This window comes from Streptomyces abikoensis (assembly GCF_014648775.1).
Lineage (GTDB): Bacteria > Actinomycetota > Actinomycetes > Streptomycetales > Streptomycetaceae > Streptomyces > Streptomyces abikoensis.
The window spans coordinates 1,362,004-1,385,855 of record NZ_BMRT01000001.1; the positions used below are offsets into that span (position 1 = coordinate 1,362,004).

General features: G+C 64.1%; 22 protein-coding genes and 1 pseudogene. 17 read left to right on the forward strand and 6 right to left on the reverse strand.

Annotation, left to right across the window (positions count from 1 at the left end; all coding sequences use genetic code 11):
* Positions 1-293: 293 nt before the first annotated feature.
* The 5 genes from IE096_RS05890 to IE096_RS05910 all read left to right on the forward strand — a co-directional run bounded on the left by IE096_RS05890 (position 294) and on the right by IE096_RS05910 (position 4,444).
* Positions 294-641 carry a hypothetical protein gene (locus IE096_RS05890; RefSeq protein WP_049714225.1) on the forward strand — a complete coding sequence of 116 codons (348 nt, stop codon included), beginning with the start codon at positions 294-296 and terminating at the stop codon, positions 639-641.
* Complete coding sequence (locus IE096_RS05895; RefSeq protein ID WP_189449016.1) at positions 634-1,866, forward strand: MAB_1171c family putative transporter; 1,233 nt, start codon at positions 634-636, stop codon at positions 1,864-1,866. The genes IE096_RS05890 and IE096_RS05895 overlap by 8 nt, the downstream gene beginning before the upstream one ends.
* Before the next feature lie 26 nt (positions 1,867-1,892).
* Positions 1,893-2,681, forward strand: coding sequence for an oxygenase MpaB family protein (locus IE096_RS05900; RefSeq protein WP_229819945.1), 789 nt, complete (start codon positions 1,893-1,895; stop codon positions 2,679-2,681).
* 204 nt (positions 2,682-2,885) lie between these two features.
* Positions 2,886-3,893, forward strand: coding sequence for an AAA family ATPase (locus IE096_RS05905; RefSeq protein WP_373298037.1), 1,008 nt, complete (start codon positions 2,886-2,888; stop codon positions 3,891-3,893).
* Positions 3,893-4,444, forward strand: coding sequence for a guanylate kinase (locus IE096_RS05910; protein WP_189449018.1), 552 nt, complete (start codon positions 3,893-3,895; stop codon positions 4,442-4,444). The genes IE096_RS05905 and IE096_RS05910 overlap by 1 nt, the downstream gene beginning before the upstream one ends.
* A gap of 27 nt (positions 4,445-4,471) precedes the next feature.
* On the opposite strand, the gene IE096_RS05915 is transcribed toward IE096_RS05910, so the two are convergent.
* From IE096_RS05915 to IE096_RS31260, 3 genes and pseudogenes are all read right to left on the reverse strand, one after another.
* Positions 4,472-5,356, reverse strand: a complete 885-nt coding sequence (locus IE096_RS05915) for a DUF1932 domain-containing protein (protein ID WP_189449020.1) — start codon at positions 5,354-5,356, stop codon at positions 4,472-4,474.
* The gene (locus IE096_RS05920; protein ID WP_189449022.1) at positions 5,353-6,018 is read right to left on the reverse strand and encodes an HAD family hydrolase; all 666 of its coding nucleotides are present in this window, start codon (positions 6,016-6,018) and stop codon (positions 5,353-5,355) included. The genes IE096_RS05915 and IE096_RS05920 overlap by 4 nt, the downstream gene beginning before the upstream one ends.
* Positions 6,019-6,374: 356 nt before the next feature.
* Positions 6,375-6,648 (reverse strand): annotated as a pseudogene (locus IE096_RS31260) (tyrosine--tRNA ligase); the annotation flags it as partial.
* A gap of 172 nt (positions 6,649-6,820) precedes the next feature.
* Here IE096_RS31260 and IE096_RS05925 point away from each other — a divergent pair.
* From IE096_RS05925 to IE096_RS05965, 9 genes are all read left to right on the forward strand, one after another.
* A complete protein-coding gene (locus IE096_RS05925) occupies positions 6,821-7,354 on the forward strand; it encodes a flavoprotein (protein WP_229819946.1) in 534 nt (177 codons plus the stop codon).
* Positions 7,355-7,939: 585 nt separating this feature from the next.
* Positions 7,940-9,049 carry an FAD-dependent oxidoreductase gene (locus IE096_RS05930; RefSeq protein ID WP_189449023.1) on the forward strand — a complete coding sequence of 370 codons (1,110 nt, stop codon included), beginning with the start codon at positions 7,940-7,942 and terminating at the stop codon, positions 9,047-9,049.
* 20 nt (positions 9,050-9,069) lie between these two features.
* Positions 9,070-10,035 (forward strand): hypothetical protein, encoded by a 966-nt coding sequence (locus IE096_RS05935; RefSeq protein ID WP_229819947.1) that lies wholly within the window; start codon positions 9,070-9,072, stop codon positions 10,033-10,035.
* A gap of 16 nt (positions 10,036-10,051) precedes the next feature.
* The gene (locus IE096_RS05940) at positions 10,052-11,161 is read left to right on the forward strand and encodes a DegT/DnrJ/EryC1/StrS family aminotransferase (protein WP_189449026.1); all 1,110 of its coding nucleotides are present in this window, start codon (positions 10,052-10,054) and stop codon (positions 11,159-11,161) included.
* The gene (locus tag IE096_RS05945; protein WP_189449028.1) at positions 11,161-12,270 is read left to right on the forward strand and encodes a hypothetical protein; all 1,110 of its coding nucleotides are present in this window, start codon (positions 11,161-11,163) and stop codon (positions 12,268-12,270) included. The genes IE096_RS05940 and IE096_RS05945 overlap by 1 nt, the downstream gene beginning before the upstream one ends.
* Complete coding sequence (locus tag IE096_RS05950) at positions 12,260-13,549, forward strand: nitroreductase/quinone reductase family protein (RefSeq protein ID WP_189449035.1); 1,290 nt, start codon at positions 12,260-12,262, stop codon at positions 13,547-13,549. The genes IE096_RS05945 and IE096_RS05950 overlap by 11 nt, the downstream gene beginning before the upstream one ends.
* 128 nt (positions 13,550-13,677) lie before the next feature.
* A complete protein-coding gene (locus IE096_RS05955) occupies positions 13,678-14,760 on the forward strand; it encodes a glycosyltransferase family protein (protein ID WP_229819948.1) in 1,083 nt (360 codons plus the stop codon).
* Positions 14,757-18,278 (forward strand): leucine--tRNA ligase, encoded by a 3,522-nt coding sequence (leuS, locus tag IE096_RS05960; protein WP_189449044.1) that lies wholly within the window; start codon positions 14,757-14,759, stop codon positions 18,276-18,278. The genes IE096_RS05955 and leuS overlap by 4 nt, the downstream gene beginning before the upstream one ends.
* Positions 18,279-18,427: 149 nt before the next feature.
* On the forward strand, positions 18,428-18,958 hold the full coding sequence (locus tag IE096_RS05965) for an NUDIX domain-containing protein (protein ID WP_189449046.1): 531 nt from the start codon (positions 18,428-18,430) through the stop codon (positions 18,956-18,958).
* Between the two features lie 132 nt (positions 18,959-19,090).
* On the opposite strand, the gene IE096_RS05970 is transcribed toward IE096_RS05965, so the two are convergent.
* The 3 genes from IE096_RS05970 to IE096_RS31265 form a co-directional block, all read right to left on the reverse strand.
* A complete protein-coding gene (locus tag IE096_RS05970) occupies positions 19,091-19,924 on the reverse strand; it encodes a TauD/TfdA dioxygenase family protein (protein WP_189449052.1) in 834 nt (277 codons plus the stop codon).
* Positions 19,925-20,944, reverse strand: a complete 1,020-nt coding sequence (locus IE096_RS05975) for a GNAT family N-acetyltransferase (protein WP_189449053.1) — start codon at positions 20,942-20,944, stop codon at positions 19,925-19,927.
* Positions 20,945-21,347: 403 nt separating this feature from the next.
* Positions 21,348-21,626: an HAD family hydrolase gene (locus tag IE096_RS31265; RefSeq protein ID WP_373298038.1), complete on the reverse strand. Its 279-nt coding sequence runs from the start codon at positions 21,624-21,626 to the stop codon at positions 21,348-21,350.
* Between the two features lie 218 nt (positions 21,627-21,844).
* On the opposite strand from IE096_RS31265, the gene IE096_RS31790 reads away from it, so the two are divergent.
* The 3 genes from IE096_RS31790 to IE096_RS05990 all read left to right on the forward strand — a co-directional run bounded on the left by IE096_RS31790 (position 21,845) and on the right by IE096_RS05990 (position 23,773).
* A complete protein-coding gene (locus tag IE096_RS31790; RefSeq protein ID WP_268248286.1) occupies positions 21,845-21,979 on the forward strand; it encodes a hypothetical protein in 135 nt (44 codons plus the stop codon).
* A 201-nt stretch (positions 21,980-22,180) separates the two neighbouring features.
* Entirely contained in the window at positions 22,181-22,645 is a 465-nt protein-coding gene (locus tag IE096_RS05985; protein ID WP_189449054.1) for a hypothetical protein, read from the forward strand.
* Positions 22,646-22,741: 96 nt separating this feature from the next.
* The gene (locus IE096_RS05990) at positions 22,742-23,773 is read left to right on the forward strand and encodes a hypothetical protein (protein WP_189449056.1); all 1,032 of its coding nucleotides are present in this window, start codon (positions 22,742-22,744) and stop codon (positions 23,771-23,773) included.
* Positions 23,774-23,852: the final 79 nt, after the last annotated feature.

Below are 23,852 nucleotides of genomic sequence, written 5' to 3' on the forward strand. Positions count from 1 at the left end.
GAGGGCGCCGCCAGCCAGCCCACGTTGTCGCACGACCCGTATGCCCGGCGGCGGCCGGTTAGGGGGATCATCATGCTCGTTCAGCCAGGAGGACGTCCGTGAGTGCGGCAGACATGCCCCTGGGTCATGTGGCAATCCGCTGGCGGCTCCCTGAAGGACAGGAGAATGCCCTCGTGGGCTTACGACGCGCCCGACGCGAGTGCCGAGCCCTGTTGGAGAAGGCGAACCTGCCTCCGTATTCCACCGTCCAAGAGTTATGCGAACGACTCGGTGTGCAGCGGGGACGTCCCATCGTGCTCATCGCCAGGGAAATGACCCACGGGCAGAGATCCGGACAATTCGAGCAGCATCTGACCGAAGACCGGATCTATTACCCGCAACACACCAGTACGGCCCACCAGGCACACATTATCTGCCACGAGATAGCACATCTCCTCCTCGCGCATATCCCCGAACTCGACGCCCTGGACCCAGAGGTCGTCCGTCTGGTCCTGGGTCGCTCCCACTACGCCGACCCAGCCGAGGAGCAGGCTGAGGTACTCGGCACCCTGCTCTGGCAGCAACTCAACCTGGCGCCTGCAGAGCCGACGAATGCCGCAGTGGTCACCTCATTGGAGCACCGCCGGAGCCGCCATGTCTGACATCATTTTCAGTTATCTCTGCCTGTTCCTGAGCATCCTGCTGTGCGTACTGGCCGGCTTCAAACTCCGGGCCTGGCGCCGTCAACGCGGCCCGGCGCTGCTCGTCATGGGGATGGCCGCGCTGGTCTCCGCCCTCTCCTTCCTCTGCGCGGCACCCGCGATCGCTCACCTCATCAATCGAGTGTCCGGCATCGGCCCCTTTAGCGTGCTGCTCGCCTACGTCGGCAGAATGCTGTTCAGCGCCTGCGCCATCACGCTCGTACTGCTCTGGTCACCGCCCTCCCGGCGCCCAGCCAGCCGTGAGGTGTGGGCCGTGCCCTACGCCACAGTGCGATCCGAGGTGCGGCGCAAGGTTATGTGGGTCTACGGCTTGATCATTCCGGCCATGGCGGTGCTGTTCGCGGTCTTCTGCCCGGGCATGGATACCTCCGTGGCGTTAGACACCACCTACGCGCACCGTCCTTCGGTCCTTGTTTTCCTGCTGATCTACCAGGCGGGATTCGGCTGGGCACTGTGGCAATTGGGTCGAATTTCCTGGAAACACGCCGCTGACCTACCCGCGCATGGCCTGCTGCGCCGGACCTTGCGGCGTCTGACCATCGGGTGCGTGCTGATCGGCGGCTACTGCCTCAGCAAGACCGTCGCGATCACTGCCGCGGCAGCAGACCACCATGCCCTGGACTGGCTGGGTTCGATCGTCGGCCCTCTTTCGGGCTGCGTCGGTTGTCTGGTCCTCGCTTCCGGCTGGGCGGGCGCCGCGGTCGTCACCTGGCGTCAGCGGCGAGCCGACTACCGCGCCCTGCATCCACTGTGGATGACCGCCATGCAGGTCGACGGGCGCCTGGCGCTGGACAACCCGCTGCGGCCGTGGGCTGAGCGGCTGGCCACCCGCGATCTGGAGTGGCGCATCACCCGCCGCACCCGGGAGATTCGCGACGGGCAGCTTGCTCTGCGCCCGTGGGTCCCGGCGGACGTGGTTGAGGTCGCCCGCCGCCGTGCGGCAGAGCACGACAGTCTGGAACCGCAAGAGCGGGAGGCCGCGATCGCCGCCGCGGCCCTCGCCGGCGGTGTGCGCGCCCTGCGCACTCGGCAGCGCCCGGCCCAGCACTCCGAGCACACGCCCGGCACGGATGTCGCCCCGGGAGACGAGCGCCGACATTTGGTCCTGGTCTCCCAGCACCTCCAGGGGCCCTTCGTCGCCCAAGTTTTAGCCGAGACCGCCTGAACGACTGAGACCCCAAGGGGAACAGAGTGAAGCCCGGATCCGACGCAGAAACAACCTTGTCGCGAGCAGAATCCGTCTATCGACGCCTCGCTTTCCACGACTTCAGCGAGGATCTCGCGTTCGGCCTCAACATCGGCTTCTACCGTGCATTTGCTGTGCCCGAGATCGCGCGGCTCCTGGCCTCCACCAGGAAGATGACGGGCCAGACGGAGCTGCGCGCCAAGACGACCGGCCAGATGATGTACCGGCTCTTCCGCGATGGGCTCGACAGCGAGCTGGGTACGCAGACCGTGGCTGCCCTCAACCGCATCCATGCCCGCTGGCACATCACCAACGACGAGTTCCTCTATGTCCTGGCCTGCTTCGACGTCGCCCCGATGCGCTGGTGCGACACCTACGCCTGGCGGCCCACAACTACAGAGGAGAAGGACGCCTCCCACGTTTTCTACCTGGCCCTGGCTGACCGTATGGGCATCCAAAAAGTCCCTCCGACATGGGGCGGGTTCGCCGCCTGGATGGACCGCTACGAACAGAGCCGGTTCAGCCGCACCGCGGAGGCCGCCGAGCTGTGGACCGCCACCCGCGGTATTCTCACCAATCGCTTCCCCGCCGTCCTCGGCCCCTTGGTCCGCGCCGCCGCAGACGCGCTCCTCGACGAGCCACTTCGTTGCGCCTTCGGAGCCCGCCGCCCGCCCGCTCTCGTGCGTGCACTGGCCTCAGGCGGCATGCGGCTGCGAGCCCGGCGCATCGGCCTTTCCCACGCTGATCCCGACTACCGCCCGGTCCTGCCACCCTCGGTGCGCGATCTCAGGTGATCAGGTCCCCCGCCTGACAACGCGATGGTTTGGGCGGGACTTGGACATGACACCGTGGGCATCGACGATCGACGTATCACCGCCGTCCACCGCTGCCGCTCGCTCCGTGGCGACATGACTTTTCAACATCTGCTTGCACACGGGTTCATGAGGGGCAGACTTATGGTCTTGATCATGGCAAGGGATGGGCAGGCGGTAACGGACATGGCAAAGCGCCGTGCGGGATGGCGCCCGGACAGGCTCCGTGAGATGCGTGAAGCACACGGGCTGACGCTGGAGAGGGCTGGGGAACGGCTGCGAGAGGTGGCCCGCGCTGCGGGCATCGCTGAGCCAGCAGCGAACTTCCAGACTCTGTGGCAGCACGAGCAGGGAGAGGTCTACCCCGGACCTCAATACCGACGGGCGTACTGCCTCCTCTACAGGGCTACGGAACCCGAGCTCGGCTTCCGTAACGCGCTGCCGGACGAAGCGACCCTCATGAAGCTCACACCGTCGAGCGAGCCGTACAACGGCGCCCACGTACTGGCTGTTGAGCGCGCCTTGTCCCAGATCGCCCCGGGAACGACGGACTCCGATGGACAGGGGGTGCAGCAGCGGATCATCGATGCGTGGAAGCGGCGACACACCGGTGGAGACCCGAACCGGCCGACACTGCTGATGGTCGGCGGATACGCAGGCAGTGGAAAATCGGAATTCTCACGCTTCATCTCCCAGCTCACCGGATGGCCTGTACTCGATAAGGACCCGATCACACGGCCACTCGTGGAGAGGCTACTTGTCGAGATGGGCAGTGACCCTCATGACCGGCATTCCGCTCTTTACCGTGAACAAGTGCGCCCACTGGAATACCAGTGCTTGCTGGAGACCGCGTACGCAAACGTCGACTGCTCCATCAGCACGGTGCTGACTGCGCCCTTTGTCTCCGAGGTAACCGATGTCCGCTGGATGAGGCGCCTGACCAACCGATGCGAGGCACGAGGGGTCAGTGTCGCTGTCGTCTGGATCCAGTGTGACCTGGAGACCATGCACGAGTACATCAGCTTCCGATCGGCGGCTCGTGACAGTTGGAAACTACAGAACTGGGACGACTACGTAGCGACCATCGACTCAGAGCTCCGGCCTGCTGTACCCCATCTGATAGTGGACAACCGGCTGGGCGCGGCCATATCGCTCACTGATCAAGTTCGTCAGGTCTTCGGGACGGTGTTCTGATGAATCAAGGGATACTGCTGTACGGGCCGCCGGCCGCGGGGAAGGACACCGTTACCGACGAGCTCGCCGCGCTCGATCCGCGTTACGTTCCCTTCACCCGTCTCAAGGTCGGGAGCGGAAACACCAAGGGATACAGGATGGGCACGCTTGAGCAGCTGGGTGAGCTGGAGGCCCACGGCGATGTCCTCTACCGCAACGACCGCTACGGCAACACTTACGTCGTCGACTGGCCAGGCCTGGACGCGGTGATGAAAGACGGATGCATCCCCATCCTGCACCTGGGCCAAGTAGCAGGCGTCGAGGCTGTCGCCTCGAACTACCCTGCGAGGTGGTCACGCATCCTGTTGTGGTGCTCTCGCGACACCACAGCGCTGCGTTCCAAGGGACGGGGAGACGGCGATACGGATGCACGACTCACAGCCTGGGACGCGACCGACCTGGACCTCACCCACAACCAGTCCGCGTCGTGGCACCTCCGCGTGGACACCGAGGTTTGCTCACCGGCAGACGCAGCCCGGCAGATTGACCACCTGGTCCGCACTTCAGCGTGACAGACAGGGATCCCACCGCACGGACGACTACCTCTCCGCGGCCCCCGTACCACCTTTGTGATCAGCCTGTCCTTCAGTACACAACTGCCGGAGGGCTTCGTCGACTGTGAGGGTCCTGTCCCTCGCGCTCTCCCAAAGATGGAGGACCTCGGTAGCCGCACGCATGAGGTGATCCGGGAGACCTGCTTCGGCGAGCAGGTCCGCGGCATCGCCCAGTTCGGGGCCCCACCGCCAAGCACGTGCGGCCGTCTTGGGGATGTAGTCGGTCTCGGCGAGATAGCTGCCGGAGCGCTTGCTCGCAATCTCAAGGAGTTCGTCGGCGACACCGTGCGAGTCCGCAAGCCCGTAGGCCACAGCGGCCAGGACTCGTGATGCCTTCTGATAGCTGGAGTAGGCGAGCTTCAGCGCGGAAGCCTTCCCGATCTCCTCTCCCAAGCGGTGAGCACGGATATCAGTGCCCCTGAAAAGCGCTTCGACCTGCGCAACGTGTTCGCTCGGTCCGGAGAGATAGAGGGTGGGCTGCTTACCGCCCACCGGCGGTGAGCCGACCACAGCTCCATCGACGACAATCGCGTGAGGCAGGCGATCGGCGATGCGGCGGACCCTCAGCGGGGTGATCGCATTCGCCTCGATGTACGTGCCGCCCCGAAAGCCAAAGGCTCCAACCTGTGCTGCAACGTCTTCGGCCGCCTCAGGCGGACATAGCGACAGCACCACATCGACACGCCGTAGGAGCCCACCGAGATCATCGACTGCTTCGATGCCAGCGCAGTCAGCCCGTTGCCTGGAGGCATTGCTGCGGCCAGTCCGGCACCACAACACAGGAATGCCCTGGGAACGTAGCTGGGCAGCGAAAGCGGCACCCATGCTGCCGGGGTGCAGCAGCCCGACCGTCGATACGTTCACCGTCATGCAGCACCCCTCGAGTGGTCAACATTCAGGAGCAGTTCAATCGCCGCGAGGGCATTTGGCACCGATCTATCGGGTGGAGCGAGGTGGGTGGGCCAATGCCTGTCGCGGCTTACCCAGACCGTCCGCAGCCCGGCTGCCTGGCCTCCACAGATGTCGGTTTCGGGGTTGTCGCCGACCATCCAGCCGCCTCCAGAGAGCGAGGAGTCACATGCTTCCGCTGCTTTGACGAAGAACGCGACCTCCGGCTTCCGGGCGCAGGCTGCTTCCGAGACACACACGCCGTCCACATGTTCGAGTATGCCGGCGGCCCTGAGCTTGGCCGTCTGGATGTCGCTCGGCCCGTTGGTGGCTATCCCAACCCGCCATCCCGAAGCCCGGAGCCCGGCGAGGCCGGCAAGGACGGCGTCTGAACAGGCGACGGATGCGGCTATGTCACGGCGGTACTCCCGCCACAGGGAATCCCGGGACGGTGCAAGGCAGTATTCGGTTCGGATCTCCCCGAAGGCCGCAGGAGAGGCACGATCCTTCAACCTGGCGATCAACTGCCGACGGACGTGATCCCCGAGACGGTGCCGTGCAGTGAACTCGGTCACCCAGCTGACCAGGGCTCCGCTCCTGTCGATCAGCGTGTCATCGAGATCGAAGAGAACCAACCGTTGCATGGACACAGACCCTAACTTGAGCCTGCGGGCACACCCCAAAAGACCCTGCGACAAGTACGGATGCGGCGATGCCGATCGCCACACCACGCCGCCCGTTGGCTCCCCCGCATCAAGGGCCGCGCCGCTGATGCACGCCGACGACGCCCCTCTCGACCTGGTCTGGTTCTATGCCCTGACTCGCAGGGCGCATATACGAGCACCTACGACAGGAATTTCGTGCAGCAGATCATCCCCGCCGCCTGGGACACGGACGTCGCCCACGGCATGACGGGCAGCAGCCAGCCGTCGGATCCGGACATGGCCCAGCGGGAGCGTAGACAAGAGCCAGTCAGGCTCCGAGACCTCGATCGCCACCAGTTCTTCTTGCCCCTGCACAGCACCAGCCAGCGTCCGCGCAGAGCTCGTCGGCCATGGCCACCGCATACTCGGCGGTCACCTTCACGTTGTTCACGTAGGCGCCACCCTCCTTCACGGTGCAGCGGGCGGCCGGCTTGCTCGCCACGAGGCCCGACCTCCGCGAATAGGTCGGTGACCTGGCCGAGCTTGCTCACCTTGGCGCGTGGGAGCTCGAGCCCCCGGCGGCCAGCTAGCCTCGGCGAGCTCGCCCTGCCCGGACAGCGCCTTCGACGAGCGCTCTGCCATTGGTCACGAATCGTGTCCTGAGTGTCGGATCGTGATCGATCACGTCGATCGCCTGACCAAGATCACGCGCGGCGCGCTACGGGCGCGGACGCATCCGCAGAACGGGTGATGCGCAGGAAGGCAGCGATCGCCGGCCCCCTCCAAGACCACGCTCAGCGGCATGATCGCCCTAAAGCGAAGGGAACCGATCATGAATCCAGTGGTGCACCTCATCGGATGTGGGACCCGCCCGACCCGAGAGATCCCCGAATTCGCGGCCACACTTCGTACGACCGGCTGGGATCCCTACCTCATTCCCAGCCCGGTGGGACTACGCTTCCTGGACCTCGCTGAAGCCGAGGCACGCTCGGGCCGGTCGGTGCGCTGGGACTTCGACCCTGATGACCCAGTGGGCCTGCCCCGTGCAGAGCTTGTGGTCGTCGCACCAGCCTCGTTCAACACGATCACGAAGCTCGGGGCTGGGATCGCAGACACGCTGGCGCTGGCCGTGATCAGCGAAGCAGTCGGCGGAGGCATGCCCGTACTCGTTGTGCCGTGGATGAACGCTGATCTGGCTGCACACCCCGCATACGTGCAAGCACTCGCCAGTCTTCGAGCGTGGGGGGTCCATATCCTCCCTGCCGACCAATCCGAACCCTTCCCGTGGACAACGCTTCGCGAGCAGATGGACTGGATCGGGTCCAAAGCCCACTGAGGGTACACACGCCCATGCGATCCTCTTCGCTCGCCTCACGGCCTCCCACCGCCCAGCGGCTCCGGCGTGACGGTACAGGCCCGCTACGCCAACGACGTCTTGCGCTCCCTCATGAGCCCAGAAACTGGGCACTGCCCACAGCAATCAACCTTGTCTGGCGCTTCGTCACTCCCCACCCGCCGGCCCGCTCCTCGACCTGACACACAGCATCACGCGAGTGATATCACCGACGCGATAGGCCCTCCGGTCGATTGAATAGCACACTGACTGCCTGTGTTCTTGTAGCACACTCACAGGTGAAGCCACATCGATTGCTGGACCCGGCCCACAACGACAGCACCTCATATTCCGTTAGCCGACAACGGAGAGTTCCCTTCGCAAAATCCGCTCTTCAAAACCGCGATCACCGATGGTGCGCACGACATAGACGCGCACACTCGCATCAGACGGGAGAATAGGCCTTGCGTCGCATCTCGATACTGATCGACAGCGAGTTCCTTACTCGCATCCATAGACACGGTTTCGGTACTACCCATGTGGAACACGCCAACAACCAGGCCAATCGCGCGAATCAGGCGGACCAGCATGAACACGTCTAGGAGTTGCGTTGTGGTCGGCGCGGGCTTGACCGGCGCAACCACCGCGTGGGAACTAGCCCGACACGGCTTTCATGTGCGCATATACGAACAGGCCGACGTGGTCGGTGGACACATACGGACCGAGTGGCTAAGAGGAATCCCATACGAGCCACACGGCGCGCACATCTTCCACACTAACGACGCCGAGGTGTGGCAACTTGTCTCCAAACTCACAGAATTCGTGCCCTACCGACACCGAGTCACCATCCGTGTACGCTCCCATGAGTTGAGCTGGCCTCTCCAGAAATGCGAACTGTCTCAACTCGAGGAATGGCCCGAAGTGGAGCGCGAGCTGGCTTCGACCCCAGATCGGCCTGACTTAACCAACTTCGAGACGTATTGCCGGTCACTCATGGGAGAAACTCTCTACGACCTCTGTGTTCGCAATTACACGATGAAGCAGTGGGGGCGGGCCCCCGAGAGCCTGTCGGCTTCCGTTGCCACCAATCGAGTTGAGCTGCGCGACGACGGGTACAGAGGGTTGTTCCGTGACCCCCATCAGGGTTGGCCGAAGCGGGGCTACGCAGACCTCGTGGAGGCACTCCTCGAGCCTGCGGAGATCCATCTCGGGCAGCCGATAACCTACGGCAACCTGACGGAGCTGACCTTGCCCGGTGAGCCCGTCGTGATCACCTCTGCACTGGACGACTTCTTCTGCAGCGAGCTGGGGCCGCTGGAATGGCGAGGAGTCCGTCTTGAAAGTCAGTTCATCCGGGACGTCAAACTCGCCCAACCGTCGATGGTGGTGAACGAACCCGACCTTGCCGTCCAGTGGACCAGGACGATCGAGACCAAGTGGGCTTTGGAGAGCCTCCACGACAGGCCCGGGACCGTCGTCATGCGCGAGTACCCCGGCGCCTCCGCAAAGCACTACCCAGTCCCCGACAGCGCCGGCGTCAACAAGGCGCTGCAATCCTCCTACGAGGCGCAACTCGCCGCTCACACGAGGAATCCGCTCATAGCAGCCGGACGCCTCGCCACTTATAGCTACATCAATATGGACCAGGCCGTCCGACAGGGCCTGGATGCAGCACGTCGCATCGTCAAATCCCGCTGATCCGAGAATAGGAGCCGGGCGTGGCCACCGAATTACTGCACATTCCCAAACATGGGTCATTGGGTCGGATGATCCCCATCGTCGTGCCGGTCGGACCGGACCACGACCCGCGACCCGCCATCGCCTCCAGCCTGCGCGCCGCGTCGGAGGCCAGCCCCTGCACGCAGACCATGCACATCCTGGTCTTCAACGGCACTCGCGGACCCGTCGTGGACCCCAATGTCCTGGTCAAGGAAATCAGCGAGACGACCCCGGCATTCGCTGTGGCAGTCATTGCTGATGACGTCGGCTACATCCGTGCCGTACAGGAGGGCCTCGGAATCGCCGCGCGTCTGGGCACCCGACAGGATCTGGTCGGATTCCTCGACGCGGATGCGGTCCTGCGGGGCACCGCTCACTGGGCCTTCTTGGAACGCGCACTTGCCACCGAGCCCACACTCGATGCCATCAGTGGCATGGTCATCCACGAACAGTGCGAACTCTGGGAAACCCCGAGCTCGCAGAAGTTCATACGGGCGTTGGAACGCACAGGGAACGTCGTCAACAAGCCGTACATCCAAGGTGGGGCTGGCGGAACCCTAGCTCGACGGCCGGCGTTCGAGCGCGCTATCACCACAGCTCTGAACCTCGGCGCCCTCATCGGGCCGAGCCTATCTGCGAGTGCGCTCGCCACCGGCCGCACGATCCGCGCCACGAGTCACCTGCCTTGCGGCCACACTCCCCGCAAGACTCTCGAGGAGTGGCTGATCTCAGTCACCGCGTATGAGCAGTCGTGGCGGCGGCTCTTGGGGTTGTACGGAACCGAGATCGAGCGACCCTGGCGCGAGTTTCTGCACGACGCGGAAGAGCAGGTGAGCTCCGATCCACGCCTGTCCCGTGACCTTGCCGACTGCCAGGTACTCCGACAGCTGGTTGTCGACCGCGTCGCGCGGGAGCACCGAAGCTCCGCCATCAAGCCTGAAGTCCCGCTGGCCACGAGCACTTGACCGAAGGAGCGATGCAGTGATCCCGTTCCACTCAAACAGCAGGCAGCACGACAACCTTTCGCAGGACCTGACCGGGGCCCTCGGCTCCATCGACCTCAAGGACGACACTGCCTTCGCCCGGGCAGTCGAGAAGTTCGAAGGCATGCTGGCGGACTACTGCCAGGTCGACTCCGCTGTAGCGGTCGCATCGGGTACCGACGCGCTCATCATCGCCCTCCGCGCTCTGGACGCACCCGCCGGCGCTGAGGTCATCACCTGCGACTTCGGCTTCTACGCCACCGCTGCAAGCATCATCATGGCCGGCTTCACGCCGGTGTTCGTCGATGTGGCACCGGGCCGGATGGTCATGGACCTCGACGCCGTTCGCGACGCCATATCGCCGAATACCGCAGCCATCGTTCCAGTCCATCTCTTCGGTGAGGCCATCGACATGCTGGCGCTCAAACAGATCGCTGATCAGCACTCAATCACCATCGTCGAGGACGTCGCCCAGGCTCTCGGAGCACGGAGCGCCGGCCAGCGCGTCGGATCGTTCGGCACCGCCTCGGGTATCAGTTTCAACTGGTCGAAGCACCTGTCCAGCTTCTCTAACGGAGGGGCCGTGCTCACGAATGATCGAGAGATCGCCACTCGTGTCCGCTCCCTGCGTGGCCACGGCAATGCCGGGAGCTTCCGTCACACGCGGATGGGCCTGAACAGCAGGCTGAACCCTTTCGAGGCCACGCTGCTGTCGACGAAGCTGCCCCACCTCGACACGTGGATCGCCCGGCGGCGGGAGATCGCAGCTCGCTACACGAGGAACTTCGCCTCATCCTCGAACGTCGTCACACCCACAGCCACCGAGGCTGAGGCTCACGTGTACCACAAGTACACGATCCGGGTCCCAGACCGAGACCGGCTGCGCAAGCAGCTCGCCGATCAAGGAGTCGGCGCCCTGGTCTGTTACCCGTGGTTGTTGCACGACCAGCCGGCGTTCGAGGGGCATGCCCTGCGGCCGCACAGCTTCGACCGTGCCACCGAGGTTGCAGCCGAAGTAATCTCGATCCCGGTGTATCCGGAACTGACTGACGCCGAGATCGACTTCATCAGCGAGACCATCCTCTCCCACGTGGAGTCGGCATCCTGATGTCCAGCGTGACTGGAGTCGCGATGGACGGGCGGATGGCTGATCGTGTGCTGCGCGGCATGTACAGGCGATCAGGCGCCTGGCTTCTCGACCGGCTCGGACTCGTATCTACCGCAACGAACCGGGGCTTGTCCGGGTACGGTCCAGCGAATGCCGGTATGGCCTTCGCAGTGAATCCTCAGTTCGAGCCCCTGCTCGGCGGCCCGTCGGTGGTGGTCGGCGGAGCCTGCCTCACCAACTGCGACGCGCAGCTTGAGCGCGTGCGGGCGGAGTTCATAGCCGACACCCTCCAACCGTTGCTGCTGGCGGCCTGGGCCCGCGTGCCCTGTGTACTGTTCCTGCCTGTTGGTGAAGAGATCATCGTCAACTCATCGATCAGCTTGGACAGGTGGCGGCGTTTCGGTGACCAGCTCGAAGCCTTCGTCAACAACATCGCCGCATCCATTCAGGACGGCAGCCCGCCCATCCTGATCCGGACAGACGGGGACGCGGTGTCGGCGACGCTGGACACCGCCGTGAACAAAATCAGTGGCCTGATCGCCCCGAAGGACCTGGAAGAGCTGTACACCATCCGGCCTTCACCGTCCGGGCAGACATCGCCCAGCACAGCGCGGCTGCGGCAGTACCAGCGCAGCATCGTGACGTACGTGCCGTCCGTGGTGGCTGAGCTGGTGGACGGCCTCGATGTCCGGCGCGTTGTGGTCGCGGAGAACCTTCATCAGGCCAAAGCCATCAACGCAGCGCGGGCAGTGTCGGCAGCAACCGGCTCTCAAGACCAGATCGACCACGTCGCCCATGTGCCTTCCCCGTCGGTCACTGGAACAGGCCGCATGGCTCGGGCGGAAGACCGCTCCACGTTGTTCTGCCTCGACTCCGCGGAAGTCCGGGCAGAGAAGCTCCAGCGTATGCCACCGGTCGTCCGACAGTTCTGGGAGAGCTCCTGGCACCACGCCCTCCATCCAGCCAGTACCGCTGGAGATGGAGACCGTCTCAACGCCGTCTTCGACGAATGGCACCAGCTCCTGGCCCAAGTTGCCGGCCCACCACGACCGGGGCCGTCATCCCATCCGACCGCGCCACCCTCGAAGGAGCCACTCGATGAACAGTGATCTGCCGATTGGCGTGATCGGCCTCGGTGAGATGGGCGGCACGATCGCCCAGCGCATAATCTCCGTCGGCCACGGAGTGATCGGTCTCGACATGTCCCCCAGCCTGGTGGACCTCGATTCCCTGCTTTTTGAGTCCGCCAAGCATCCCGCAGACGTCGCCGACCGCTGCGACGTTGTGCTCGTCATCGTGCACACCGATGACCAGGTGCGGGACGTGATCTTGAGGGAGCGCGGTCTCATCGAAACCGCGCGCCCAGGGACCGTTGTGGTGGTGCACTCGACGGTGGCCCCAGAGACGTGCAGGGCGCTCGCGAAGGATCTCGCTGACCGCGATGTCGCCCTCCTCGACGCGGGCATGAGCCGCGGGCGCGGCTCCATGCGCGACGGAGTCCTCACCCTGTTCGTGGGAGGTGACACCGTCACGATCGAGGAGACACGATGGGCGCTTCACCTATACAGCAATAACATCGTGCACGCAGGTCCAGTCGGCGCCGGCATGGGCCTCAAGCTTTGCAACAACCTGCTGTTTCACTCCAACCGTCTGGCGATGCTGGAGGTGGCTCACATTGCGGCTACCGCTGGCCTCCCGCACGAAGCCCTGCTCGACGGCATACGCTCCAGCACCGGCAGCAGCTGGGTGCTGGAGCACTGGGGCAAGAAGGACGACGACGCGCTGAACGCCGGGATCGGCAGCCACCCCTTCGTGGACCGGACCACCCGCGAGATTGAGCTCGCGCTCAAGTACGCCAAGGGCCTCGGCCTCACACTGCCTGCGACGACAGCCACGGGGAAGTACCTGACGGACGTCCTTACTGACGGGCTTCCCGCACACTTCAGCGCAGACGCCCCCGATAAAGGCAAGGCCGCTTGCCTCGTGCGGAAAAACCGGATTATCGAGGAGTTTCGAGCCAACGGAGGACGGCTGGCCGGCCCTCGCGCATCATGGGAGATCCTTCTCCTCACGACCGTCGGTGCCCGCACAGGGCAGCGCCGCACCACGCCCCTCGCCTACCAGTGTGAGGGCAAAGACCTCTTCGTCTTCGCCTCGGATGGGGGAAGCGACAAGAGCCCGGACTGGTACCACAACATCCGGGCCAATCCGAAAGTCACCGTAGAAGTCAGCTCCCGAAAATTCGAAGCGGCCGCGATAGAGCTGCTCGGGGAAGAACGCGATCGAGTTTACGCACGCCAGGTGGGGCGCGATTCTGAATATGCACGTTACGAGGCCAGCACCTCCCGGGTGATACCCGTGGTGCGTCTACAGGAAATAGTCGGATAACTGCACACGCCTGACCGGCCGTGCGCATTCGAACCTTGGGGGCACCAGTGTTGTATGTCGACTTCGGCGTAGGAATGTCGTCAGGTCTGAACGGCGTGGGTTTCAGGGCCTGGGAGCTTGCTTCCGCATTGGAGCACTACGAAGAGGTGTTGGTACTCACACCCGACGTGCCACATGCGGACGTCTTGGAGACCTGGGCTGGAATTCCTTGGCAGGCCAGGCACGAGGAGATTACCCCGAAGAGGCGGGATATCTACCTCTACGGATTCGCGACCCCCACAGATTCCGTTAGGCGATTCAAGGAGGCCGGGGCGATCTGCATATTCGATGCAATCGTATGGCCGCTGGAGTACACAACATATCAGCGGGTGCATAACTCAAGCGACCGATCGACGGCATACCGTGGATTGCTTGAAGAATATCTGATGCGCCTGCAGTCGGCAGACGGCTACTTCGTGGCCAGCGAGGTGGAGAAGCAGGTGTTGACGGGGATGCTCACCACCTCCCGATTTGATGTGCTCCTGGAGTCGGCCCGGGATATGTCGCTCGACGGCCTCCTGTGGCTACTGCCGGTGGGCTTCAGCGACGTCAACGAGCGGGCACGGGCGAAACCGTCGGTTGAGTCGCCCACTCCGGGCCCCGACTTTGTGTGGAACGGGGGCATGTGGAACCACTACTCCCCGGTGGCCGCGGTACGGGGGCTGAGCTCCCTCCTGGACGCTGGGCACGAGGCTGCTCTGTGGTTTCTGTACCCGCAACGTGGCACCCCGACCACGGCCTATCAAGCTGTCCAGGAGGCTGTGGCCGCAGATCCCCGGCTCGCTCGGCACGTCACTTTCTGCCAGGGCGGCCTGTCCCTGGCGGATCGGATCGCGGTCATGGAAACAGCGCGAGCCGCGCTCTGCCTGTACGAGCCACACGTGTTGTGGGACCTCTGCCCCCCTATGAGGCTCCGCGAGACCGTGCTCTACCGGCTGCCTGTCGTAGCGCCGCGCCGGGGCGCCTTGGGCGACATCGTCACAACGCAGGGATTCGGGATGACGACCGCATCCCTGTCCGCGGACGATGTCGCAGCAGCGATGCTCTCCTGTTTGCAGGATGAGCCCACAGCCAAGATGCGCGAGGCCGCGGCAGCATCTTCGGAGGGCTTCCGTTACGAGGCCATGATGCCCGGGGTCGCCACCTGGCTGGACAGAATACGCGCTCGATGAAGCGCAGAGAGGTGGTGATCTTAGACCTGGACGGGACCCTGATCGACGAGCAGGGAACCATCGATCGGGCGTTCCTGGCCGCAGGGCACATCGTCCAGGAGCATGCCGGCATCGACGCCGTCCGCTTCGCTCGCGCAGCTCGAGTGGCTGCCCAGAGACTCTGGTGGAGGGCGACGTGGATTGATCCACTCAGCGATGCGTTCGGGATATCGGCATGGGACGGGCTCTCAGAGGACTTCGAGAAGACGGTTCCTGCCCTGAACCGGCTGAGGGCGTGGCTACCGGCGTTCCGACAGGCCGCATGGAGGCTCGCGCTCGAGAGCGTCGGGGCCGTCGACCAGGGGCTCGTCGGCACGATCAGCACCACCTACACACAGCACCGCCATCAGGACGTCCGTCTACTTCCTGGTGCCTCGGACCTGGTGGAGAATCTCGTACGCGAGGACCGGCGCCTCGTCGTACTGACCAACGGGCCTGGAGGCGGACAGCGCCGCAAGCTCGCATCGTCGGGCCTACTAGAACACATGTGTGATCTAGTGATCTCTACAGAGGCGGGGGTCGCCAAGCCAGATCCGCGGGCTGTCTCCCTCGCGATCGAGTGCGCGGGCGGACGGCGCGAGGAGGCAGTCGTGGTCGGCGACACCTACGACCGCGATGTCCTCGGGGCCCTGGCCTGCGACGTGCCAGCCATCTGGATCACCGATCAGCCAAGGTCGAGCAGAACTCAGCACCCGCTGATCACGCGCGTGCGTTCGACAGGAGCTGTGCTAACCGCCCTGCACGCTCTGGAGAGCACGCGGCTGACGTCCCATTTGGTGGACGGACACTTCTCCAAAGCGCACCAAGTACCGAACAGTGACGGCCGCATTGACGCGCTGACGGCCAGCCGGTTCGCGCTACGCTATCCGGGTGCGACGACCGGATCGGCCTGCGGTTTCTCGGAGAGCACGCCCCACCAAAGCCGCCACGCCGAGTCCGGACAGACTCATCACCTTCCGCAACGAGGACTGGAACAGATGGCTGACGAGCAAGGGGCCACCGCCCGGGAGACCTACGACCCGCACGCTGGCATCGACAAGTGGCTTCGGCTGTGGCGGGAAGAGCGGCTCTTCGAGGCGGAGGAACTAACGCCGGCGAGCCCGAAGGACGGGCAGCGCACCCTTGTCGTCAGCATGTTTCCCTACCCTTCTGGTGACCTCCACATGGGGCACGCCGAGGTGTACAGCATCAGCGACACGATGGCCCGCTTTGCGCGGATGCGTGGACAGCAGGTCCTGAACCCCATCGCGTGGGACTCCTTCGGCCTGCCTGCCGAAAACGCGGCCCGCAAGCGGAACCTCGATCCCCGTGATTGGACGTACGGGAACATCGACATCCAGGCGGAGTCGTTCGAGCGCCTGGGCATCTCCTTCGACTGGCGCACCAGGTTCCACACCTCGGACCCGGAGTATTACCGCTGGAACCAGTGGTTGTTCCTGAAGCTGTTCGAACGCGGTCTCGCCTACCGTAAGGAAGCCCCTGTCAACTGGTGCCCCACCGACGAGACGGTGCTGGCGAACGAGCAGGTCATCCAGGGCCAGTGCGAGCGCTGCGGCACCGACGTGGTGAAGCGCAACCTCACCCAGTGGTTCTTCCGCACGACGGAGTACGCACAGCGGCTGCTGGACGACATGGAGCAGCTGAAAGGCAAGTGGCCGGACGAGATCCTTAGCATGCAGCGGAACTGGATCGGACGCTCCACCGGTGCTCACATCGACTTTCAGATCGAGGGCCGTGACGAGCCGGTACGCGTGTTCAGCACCCGGCCCGACACCCTCTTCGGGGCCACGTTCTTCGTCGTGGCCGCGGACTCGGCGCTGGCCGACGAACTGTGCGACGCCGAGCACAGGGCGGCTTTCGACGAGTACCGGGCCGGTTTGGCCTCCAAGGCTGAAATGGAACGGCTGGCCATCGACCGGCCCATGACCGGCGTGTTCCTCGGCCGCTACGCGGTCAACCCGGTCAGCGGCGAGAAGCTCCCCGTCCACGCTTCCGACTATGTGCTGGCCGATTACGGCACCGGAGCCGTCATGGCTGTCCCAGCCCACGACCAGCGCGACCTCAATTTCGCTCGTACCTTCGACCTGCCAGTCCGCGCTGTCGTCGACACTGGCGAGCCGGACCCTGCTGACACCGGCATCGCGACTGCCGGTGATGGTGTGCTTATGAACTCGGGCCCGCTCAACGGGCTGCGCAAGGACGAGGCCATCGCTGCGGTCATCACCGACCTGGAGCAGCGAGGCGTCGGTCAGGGGGCTGTCACCTACCGTCTGCGTGACTGGCTCCTGTCACGACAGCGGTACTGGGGCACTCCGATTCCGATCATCTATTGCGATTCGTGTGGCGCCCTCCCTGTCCCGGAGGAGCAGCTGCCGGTCAAGCTCCCCGAGAGTGGCTACACGCTGCGCCCAGAGGGCGGCAAGTCTCCTCTGGAGACCGCCAACGAATGGGTGAAGGTCGACTGCCCTTCGTGCGGTCGCCAGGCTCGTCGGGACACCGACACTATGGACACCTTCGTGGACTCCTCGTGGTACTTCCTGCGGTACCCCAACCCCCGGTACGAAGAGGGGCCCTTCGACCCGGCAGGTATCGCGTCCTGGCTGCCCGTCGACGAATACGTCGGTGGCAAGGAGCACGCGACCGGTCACCTGATGTACGCCCGGTTCCTCACCAAGGCGCTCTACGATCTCGGCCTGGTCCCATTCACTGAACCGTTCACTCGCCTGACCAATCAGGGTCAGGTCATCATGAACGGCAAGGCCATGAGCAAGAGCTTGGGCAACCTGGTCAACCTCCAAGAACAGATCGCCCAGCACGGCCCGGACGCAGTGCGGGTCACGATGCTGTTCGCCAGCCCGCCCGAAGACGACATCGACTGGGCGGACGTGTCGCCGGCTGGATCGGTGAAGTGGCTCGCGCGGGTCTGGCGTCTGGCCGGCGACATCGGCAACGCGCCCTCGGCGCCCGCGGACGCCACAGGTGACCTCGAGCTCCGCAAGGTGGTTCACAGGCTCATCGACGAGGCCACACAGGCGATGGAGACCAAGAGGTTCAATGTCGGCATCGCCCGCATGATGCAGCTCACCAACACGCTCCGGCAGGCCGTCGATCGACAGCCCGGCCCGGGTGATCCCGCCGTCCAGGAAGGTTCGGGGGCACTGGTCCGCATGCTGTCCTGCGTCGCTCCATTCACAGCCGAGGAGTGCTGGGTCCGCCTGGGCCAGGCTTCCTCTGTGCTCAAGGCAGGTTGGCCAGACGTGGACCCGGTGCTTCTCGTCGAGGAGCAGGTGACATGCGTCGTCCAGGTGGCGGGCAAGTTCCGGGACCGCATTGAGGTTTCGCCGGACATCAGTGAGGACGAGCTGCAGCAGCTGGCGATGCGATCCCAGAAGGTCCGGGCAGCCCTCGATGGCACGAGCGTGGCGAAGGTCATTGTGCTTGCTCCGAAGCTCGTGAACTTCGTGCCGGCCCGCGGCTAGAGATTGCCGTTGTCTGCCCGTATGGCATCCATTGCCCTACGGGCAGACGCGTTCATAGGCCCGTACACGGTGGCAAGACCTCCGGAACATCCCGCTGGATTCGACCGTGCCGCCCCGATCACCGGGTCCGCGAGAAGGGGACAGTTCGCATGGGATACACCCGAGGCCGCAGCGTCACGCACTGCCCGTACTGCGGAACCTCCTACTCATCCGGGGCCGAGTGGCCCAGGGACTGTCCAGGCTGTGGCGAGACACACTGGGCGAACCCGCTCCCCGTTGCGGTCGCGCTGCAGCCCGTCATCACAAGGGCCGGCAAGCCGGGGCTGGTAGTGGTGCGGCGAGACATCGAACCTTGTCGAGGTCAACTGGCCTTGCCGGGCGGATACATAGAGGTCGGAGAGACCTGGCAGCAAGCCGCTGTGCGGGAATTGAAGGAAGAGACCGGGCTCGATGCTGCTGCGGATGATGCCCATCTCTTCGATGCCCGGAGCGCGGTCAACACCCTTGACCTGTTTGCCCTGCTACGCGAACGAGACGCAGAGACTCTTCCGACCCCAGCCTCCACGGCCGAGGTGACGGAGTGGCTCGTGCTCGACGAGGCTGTAGACCTTGCCTTTCCCGCACATACTGCAGCGATGCGGGCATACTTTTCCCGAAACCCTGCCGCGCTCGCGTCGTGATGTGCGTCGAGAGGTGACGGCGGACAACGGGAATCCCCCGGGTGCGGACAACGAGGGCGGCCAGCGTCGGTGAACAAGCACAACGGCTGGTTGTCAAAGGTACGACCTCTGACAACCAGCCTTAGCTGCTGATCACTTGGTAGCCGAGCTTGGGCTGGGGCGCCAGTCAGCGGTAACGGACGCGTGCCAGCCGAGACGAGGAGCGTCGCCGTAGTCGTCGACGGCTGAATGCCACACTGCTCGGTTGTCCCAGACGGCGATGTCGCCGGGCCGCCACCGGTACCGAACCAAGAACCGGGGCTGGGTTGCCTGCTCAATGAGGAGACGCCTGACGGTGACCTGCTCCAGCTCGCTCAGGCCCGGGATACGCACAGCTGACGTGCTGTAGTACAGGCCGCGTTCCCCCGTCTCGGGATGGCTGATGACCAGGGGGTGCTCGACTTCGAGTCGCTCGCCGGCATCAGTCCGTGTCGTTGGCGAGTATTGTGCAGGGTCGCCCAGGTAGACCGCGGTGAGTTCGTCGAAGAGGTGCCGCAGGGGGGCTGACAGATCTCGATAGGCGGCTTGCAGGTCCGCCCACATGGTGTCTCCCCCTACGGGTGGGGTGATCTTGAGTTGCAGGAGTTCAGCGACAAAGGGGTTCGCGCGCCATGGACCGCCGATGTGCCAATCCTTGGCCGGGCCATGCTCTGTGGCCACGGGGTTGATGTAGACGCTTTCGGGCAGGTGCGGCATTGTCGGGTGGACGAACAGTTCCCCAAAGGCCCGACCGAAGCGTTCGAACTCTTCGACGTCGAGGTGCTGCTCTTTGAAGAACAAGACTTTGCGATCCAGGAGAGCAGACCGCAGGGCTGTGCCCGTCTCTGCATCCAGTGGTTTCCTCAGGTCCAGCCCGGTGACCTCGCCGCCGATCGTGGGGTTGAGCGGAACGAGGTTAAAGCCGCTGCCCATCGTTGTTCGCTCCAATTACTCTTCCTCTCCAGGTAGTTGGGGTTCAGGGCGGCGTGAAACGGCAGGCGACGTGAGGGAGTCGACAGGGACGACGCCGCACACTAGGTCATGCGGCCGGAATCCGACCGACTCGAACAGCCGACGCGCGTGATAATCTGGATCCACAACAGACACTAGGTGTCGCGTACCGCCATGTCGCAGTGCCCACTCGGAGGCAACACTGACCAGCGATATGCCAACCCCATTACCCCGGTGACTAGTCGCCACCTCCAGCCCTTGCAGCCTGGCTAGTCCGTTACCGAGTGCAATCCCGCAGCAGCCGACTACACAGCCGTCAGCATGTGCGGTGAACCAGGCCCCGTTTCCTGCCTTCGATTCGGTGCGGTACAGGTCCAGGCGGGCTGCTAAGAAATCTCGATCGCTCGACCTGGTGACCTGATTCGCTCGAATCTGGAAGTCGAGGAGCTCCCGCCACTCCGCGTCGGACTGCACCGCTTGCATGGGGACACCAGTCGCACCAGGCCGCACTTTCAAAGAATCGGCTTTCATGCTCAGGCTGTCGTACGGTTCGAAGCTGGCATCCTTGAAGGCGCGATAGACGTCTTCTTCAGCCGGGCCACCTTCCCAAACAATGCGCCCATATCTCGCAGCCGACTGCCCGACTTCCTGCTCCAGGTTCCTGATCCAAGCGGGTACGTCTTCGAGGGTTGGTGGCTTCGGGGATACGATTGCGTTGCCGATGCGAAGTTGCGGCAACGAACGCGTGCATATGGAGATCCATTCCTCAGTAACGGTCACGTCTGCCGCATTACCAAGGATCAGGAGATCGCTAGACAGGGTCAGTGACTTGAGCCAGCCAAGCCTGCGGTGGGGTAGAACTCCGTCCGAACCTTCCCCCTCAACATTCCCCTTGTGGTCACCATTCGGATCCGCACCTGAGATTCGCGTCACGTCCAGACTTCTGAGATGATTACGGCGATTCATCTCTGTGCCCCCATTCTTGCCACAGGATGTCCTTCCAGACTTGCCGCTCACGATCTCGGTGTAATTTCCGGCGTAGTTGTACCTCCGCACCCACAGATACGCCTATGGATCCGGCCAACACAACGCTAAATGCGATCCAGATACCGAAGAGTGAACCGAGAAGCAACGAGCCGCCCCCAAAAATGAGCAAGCCGATGGCGATGGCCGTTGGTTCGTTCTCAACTCTAGGCATTCACCCGACCTCATTCCGGGCTATTCTGCTCTACAGCTTGGAGAATGTTGCACTCTGTCAACGTAACTGGGCATGCAATTTCTACCTTGCGGTGGAAACAGTGCTGGCCTCTGGCCCAGCACGCATCCCCTTACCTCATCCGCACCAGCGTACTGCTCACGTCTTGGCAGTGAAATCACTCAGGTGATAAGGCCCTCGGAGGTGTCCCGGGCAAGGCCACAGCTAAGACCTGGAGTTACTCACGCTTCTCAGCGAGGCCCGCAGTGTCAGCGTGGAGATGGCCCTAAGGAGCTGATTCACATCTTCGAGGCCATCGGGTGCTGCGACGTCAGCCCCGGCTTCGATCAGCTCGGCTGCCGTGGCCCTGCCGGAGGCGACGCCGATAACCGCGGATCCGCCTTCAAGGCCAGTCCGGACATCCTCGAGGGAGTCCCCAATGATGACAGTGTTGGCGCGGGTGAAGACCGCTCCATGCTTGACTTGAGCCCTCTTCTGGGCGATATGGCGACGAGCGCCGGCCGATGTTGGTCGTCAGAGGCGAACCCGCCGATCTCCGTGTCCAGGAAGTTGGCAAGATTGAAGGCTGCGAGCTTCAGCAGGGCATTGGGCTTGAGGTTGTCTGTGACCACAGTCGGGACATACCCGGGGTGATCTCGTGTCGCGTTCAGAGCGGCCACAGCACCCGGCATGAGGACACCCTGCCGTCGCAGACTCTCCGTATGGGCGGCGAGCCGCTGCGGCAGGAGTTCCACCATGCGCGGAAGGAGGTGGGGGACCGCCTGCGCGTGTACGCCATTGCTCACAAGCAGACTGCGGATCACGCCAGTGATATCACCGAAGAGATGTGCGTATGAACGTCCTAGCGATGAGCCTTGGACTCCTGTCGTGACCATGGCCAGACTGCGGCCCCGACTTCCGACTGAGCCGACCCCCCCTGTTCGCCGAGGCGATGCCTACCGCCTCGGCAAGCAGGAGCTGACGTCAGCCCTCAGCCGCAGTACGTCAAGAAGGAGAAGTAGGTGATTCCACCCAGATATACATGGATTCCTGGGCTTATGCCCGACAGCATCCCTATTCGCCAAATACACGGCTTTTGCTTCGATGACTATGGACGGGTCCTGCTGCGAGAGATGAGGGATCGCTGCGAACTTCCTGGATGCGCACCGGACCCGGCTGTCGACGATGTGCACAAGACCCTCATGCGTGGTTGCCAGGAGCAATGGCGAATCTCGATCACTGAACCGATCTACCTGGGTTACCAACGGGTTGACGAGAGCAACGGCACGCCGCCGTACGCCGAACTCAGGATGGCGGCACATGTGACCGCCTTCCACCCGCTCGACGCCAATACGAGCGCGAACCCTCGGTACCAGAGATTGCTCAGCCCGATCAGCAACGTCCCCGCAGTGCTCCACTGGGGCGTTGAGGGCCTCCTCCAGGCAACTGCCGCGGCGATCGCCGCCATGGATCTCCTCCAATTGGATCTATCAGGCAACCACGATGAGGTGTACCGGGATTGATAGAGCCTGCCGTTGCTCACCACTGCGCGGCCGACAGCGGCAACGGACTTCGCCGAACCCCTGACGCAGAGGTGTCCCATGAGAGGTGAGCACGCGATGACCGGCTCGTACGAGTTCCACCCGGTTTACCACCCGGCCGGGTTCGACGATGCCCTGCGCGTGGCGGTGGAGGAGGTACGAGCCGGCCGGTGGGTCGCAATGCGGGACCTGCTCGCCCAGACGGACACTGACTGGGGACTGCGGACCACGCGCACACAGGTGCTGGGCGTGGTAGCAGCCGGAACGACGACGGTGGAAGCGTGGGCGGAGGAGGAGCGGAACAACCCCGACGCGCGAGTGATGTGGGCCCGCGTGCTGGTTCAGCGAGCGCGGCGCGCCCACCGTAAGCGTTACTACGGCGCCCACGACCTTGAGACCGTGGCACGCCAGGCATGCTTAGTCGCCGCCGAGGCCGTGCCGGCCGACCCGGTGCCATGGGTTTGCCTGCTCGCCCTGGCCCCTCTCGATGAACACCAGCAGCGAGCCGAGCACCGCGTCCAGCCGTGGGAGTACATGCTGCCGCCCGGCCCATGGGGCCTCCTCAGACGGGTCTGGGACCGCGACCAGCAGCCCCGTGAAGCGTTCCACCGCATGCTCGAATTCCTCAACGGCTGCACCACAGGCGCCGCGGCCTCGGCTTCAGCGGTCGACTATGGACGGTGGGTCGCCTCCTGGGCCCCCTTCGGGTCGGCGCTGCTCGCGCTCCCTCTGTACGCCTATGCCGAGTCCTACCGCCAGCAGCTGGACCAGGCGCGCCGCAAAGGACGAGAGGATCCGCTCCTTCGCCGACAGTGGGCCGAAGATCCTACTCGCAGCGATGCTCTCAAGGCGTTCCATCACTGGTTCGCCGCGGTCACGCACTCAGGTCCGCTGAGGCGATCGGTGGCTGACCTTTCTCACCTGGCCTTCGCGCTGTGGGCCGCCCACCAGTACATCGAGGCGGCACCGGTGTTCGAAGCTCTGGGACCCTATGCGGCCTTGCAGCCTTGGGTCTACGTCGCCGACGATCCCCGTCGTCCGGAGTTGGCCGAGGCCGCTTTCGTACGTGCCCGCAGTCAGTGCTTGCACGCGGCGGGAATGTCGAACTGACCAGTTGTCATGGGCGTGACCAGCAGTGTGCGCGTTGCGCCGTTTCGCTTATCTTGGGAGGTCTTTCGTGTCCATCCGC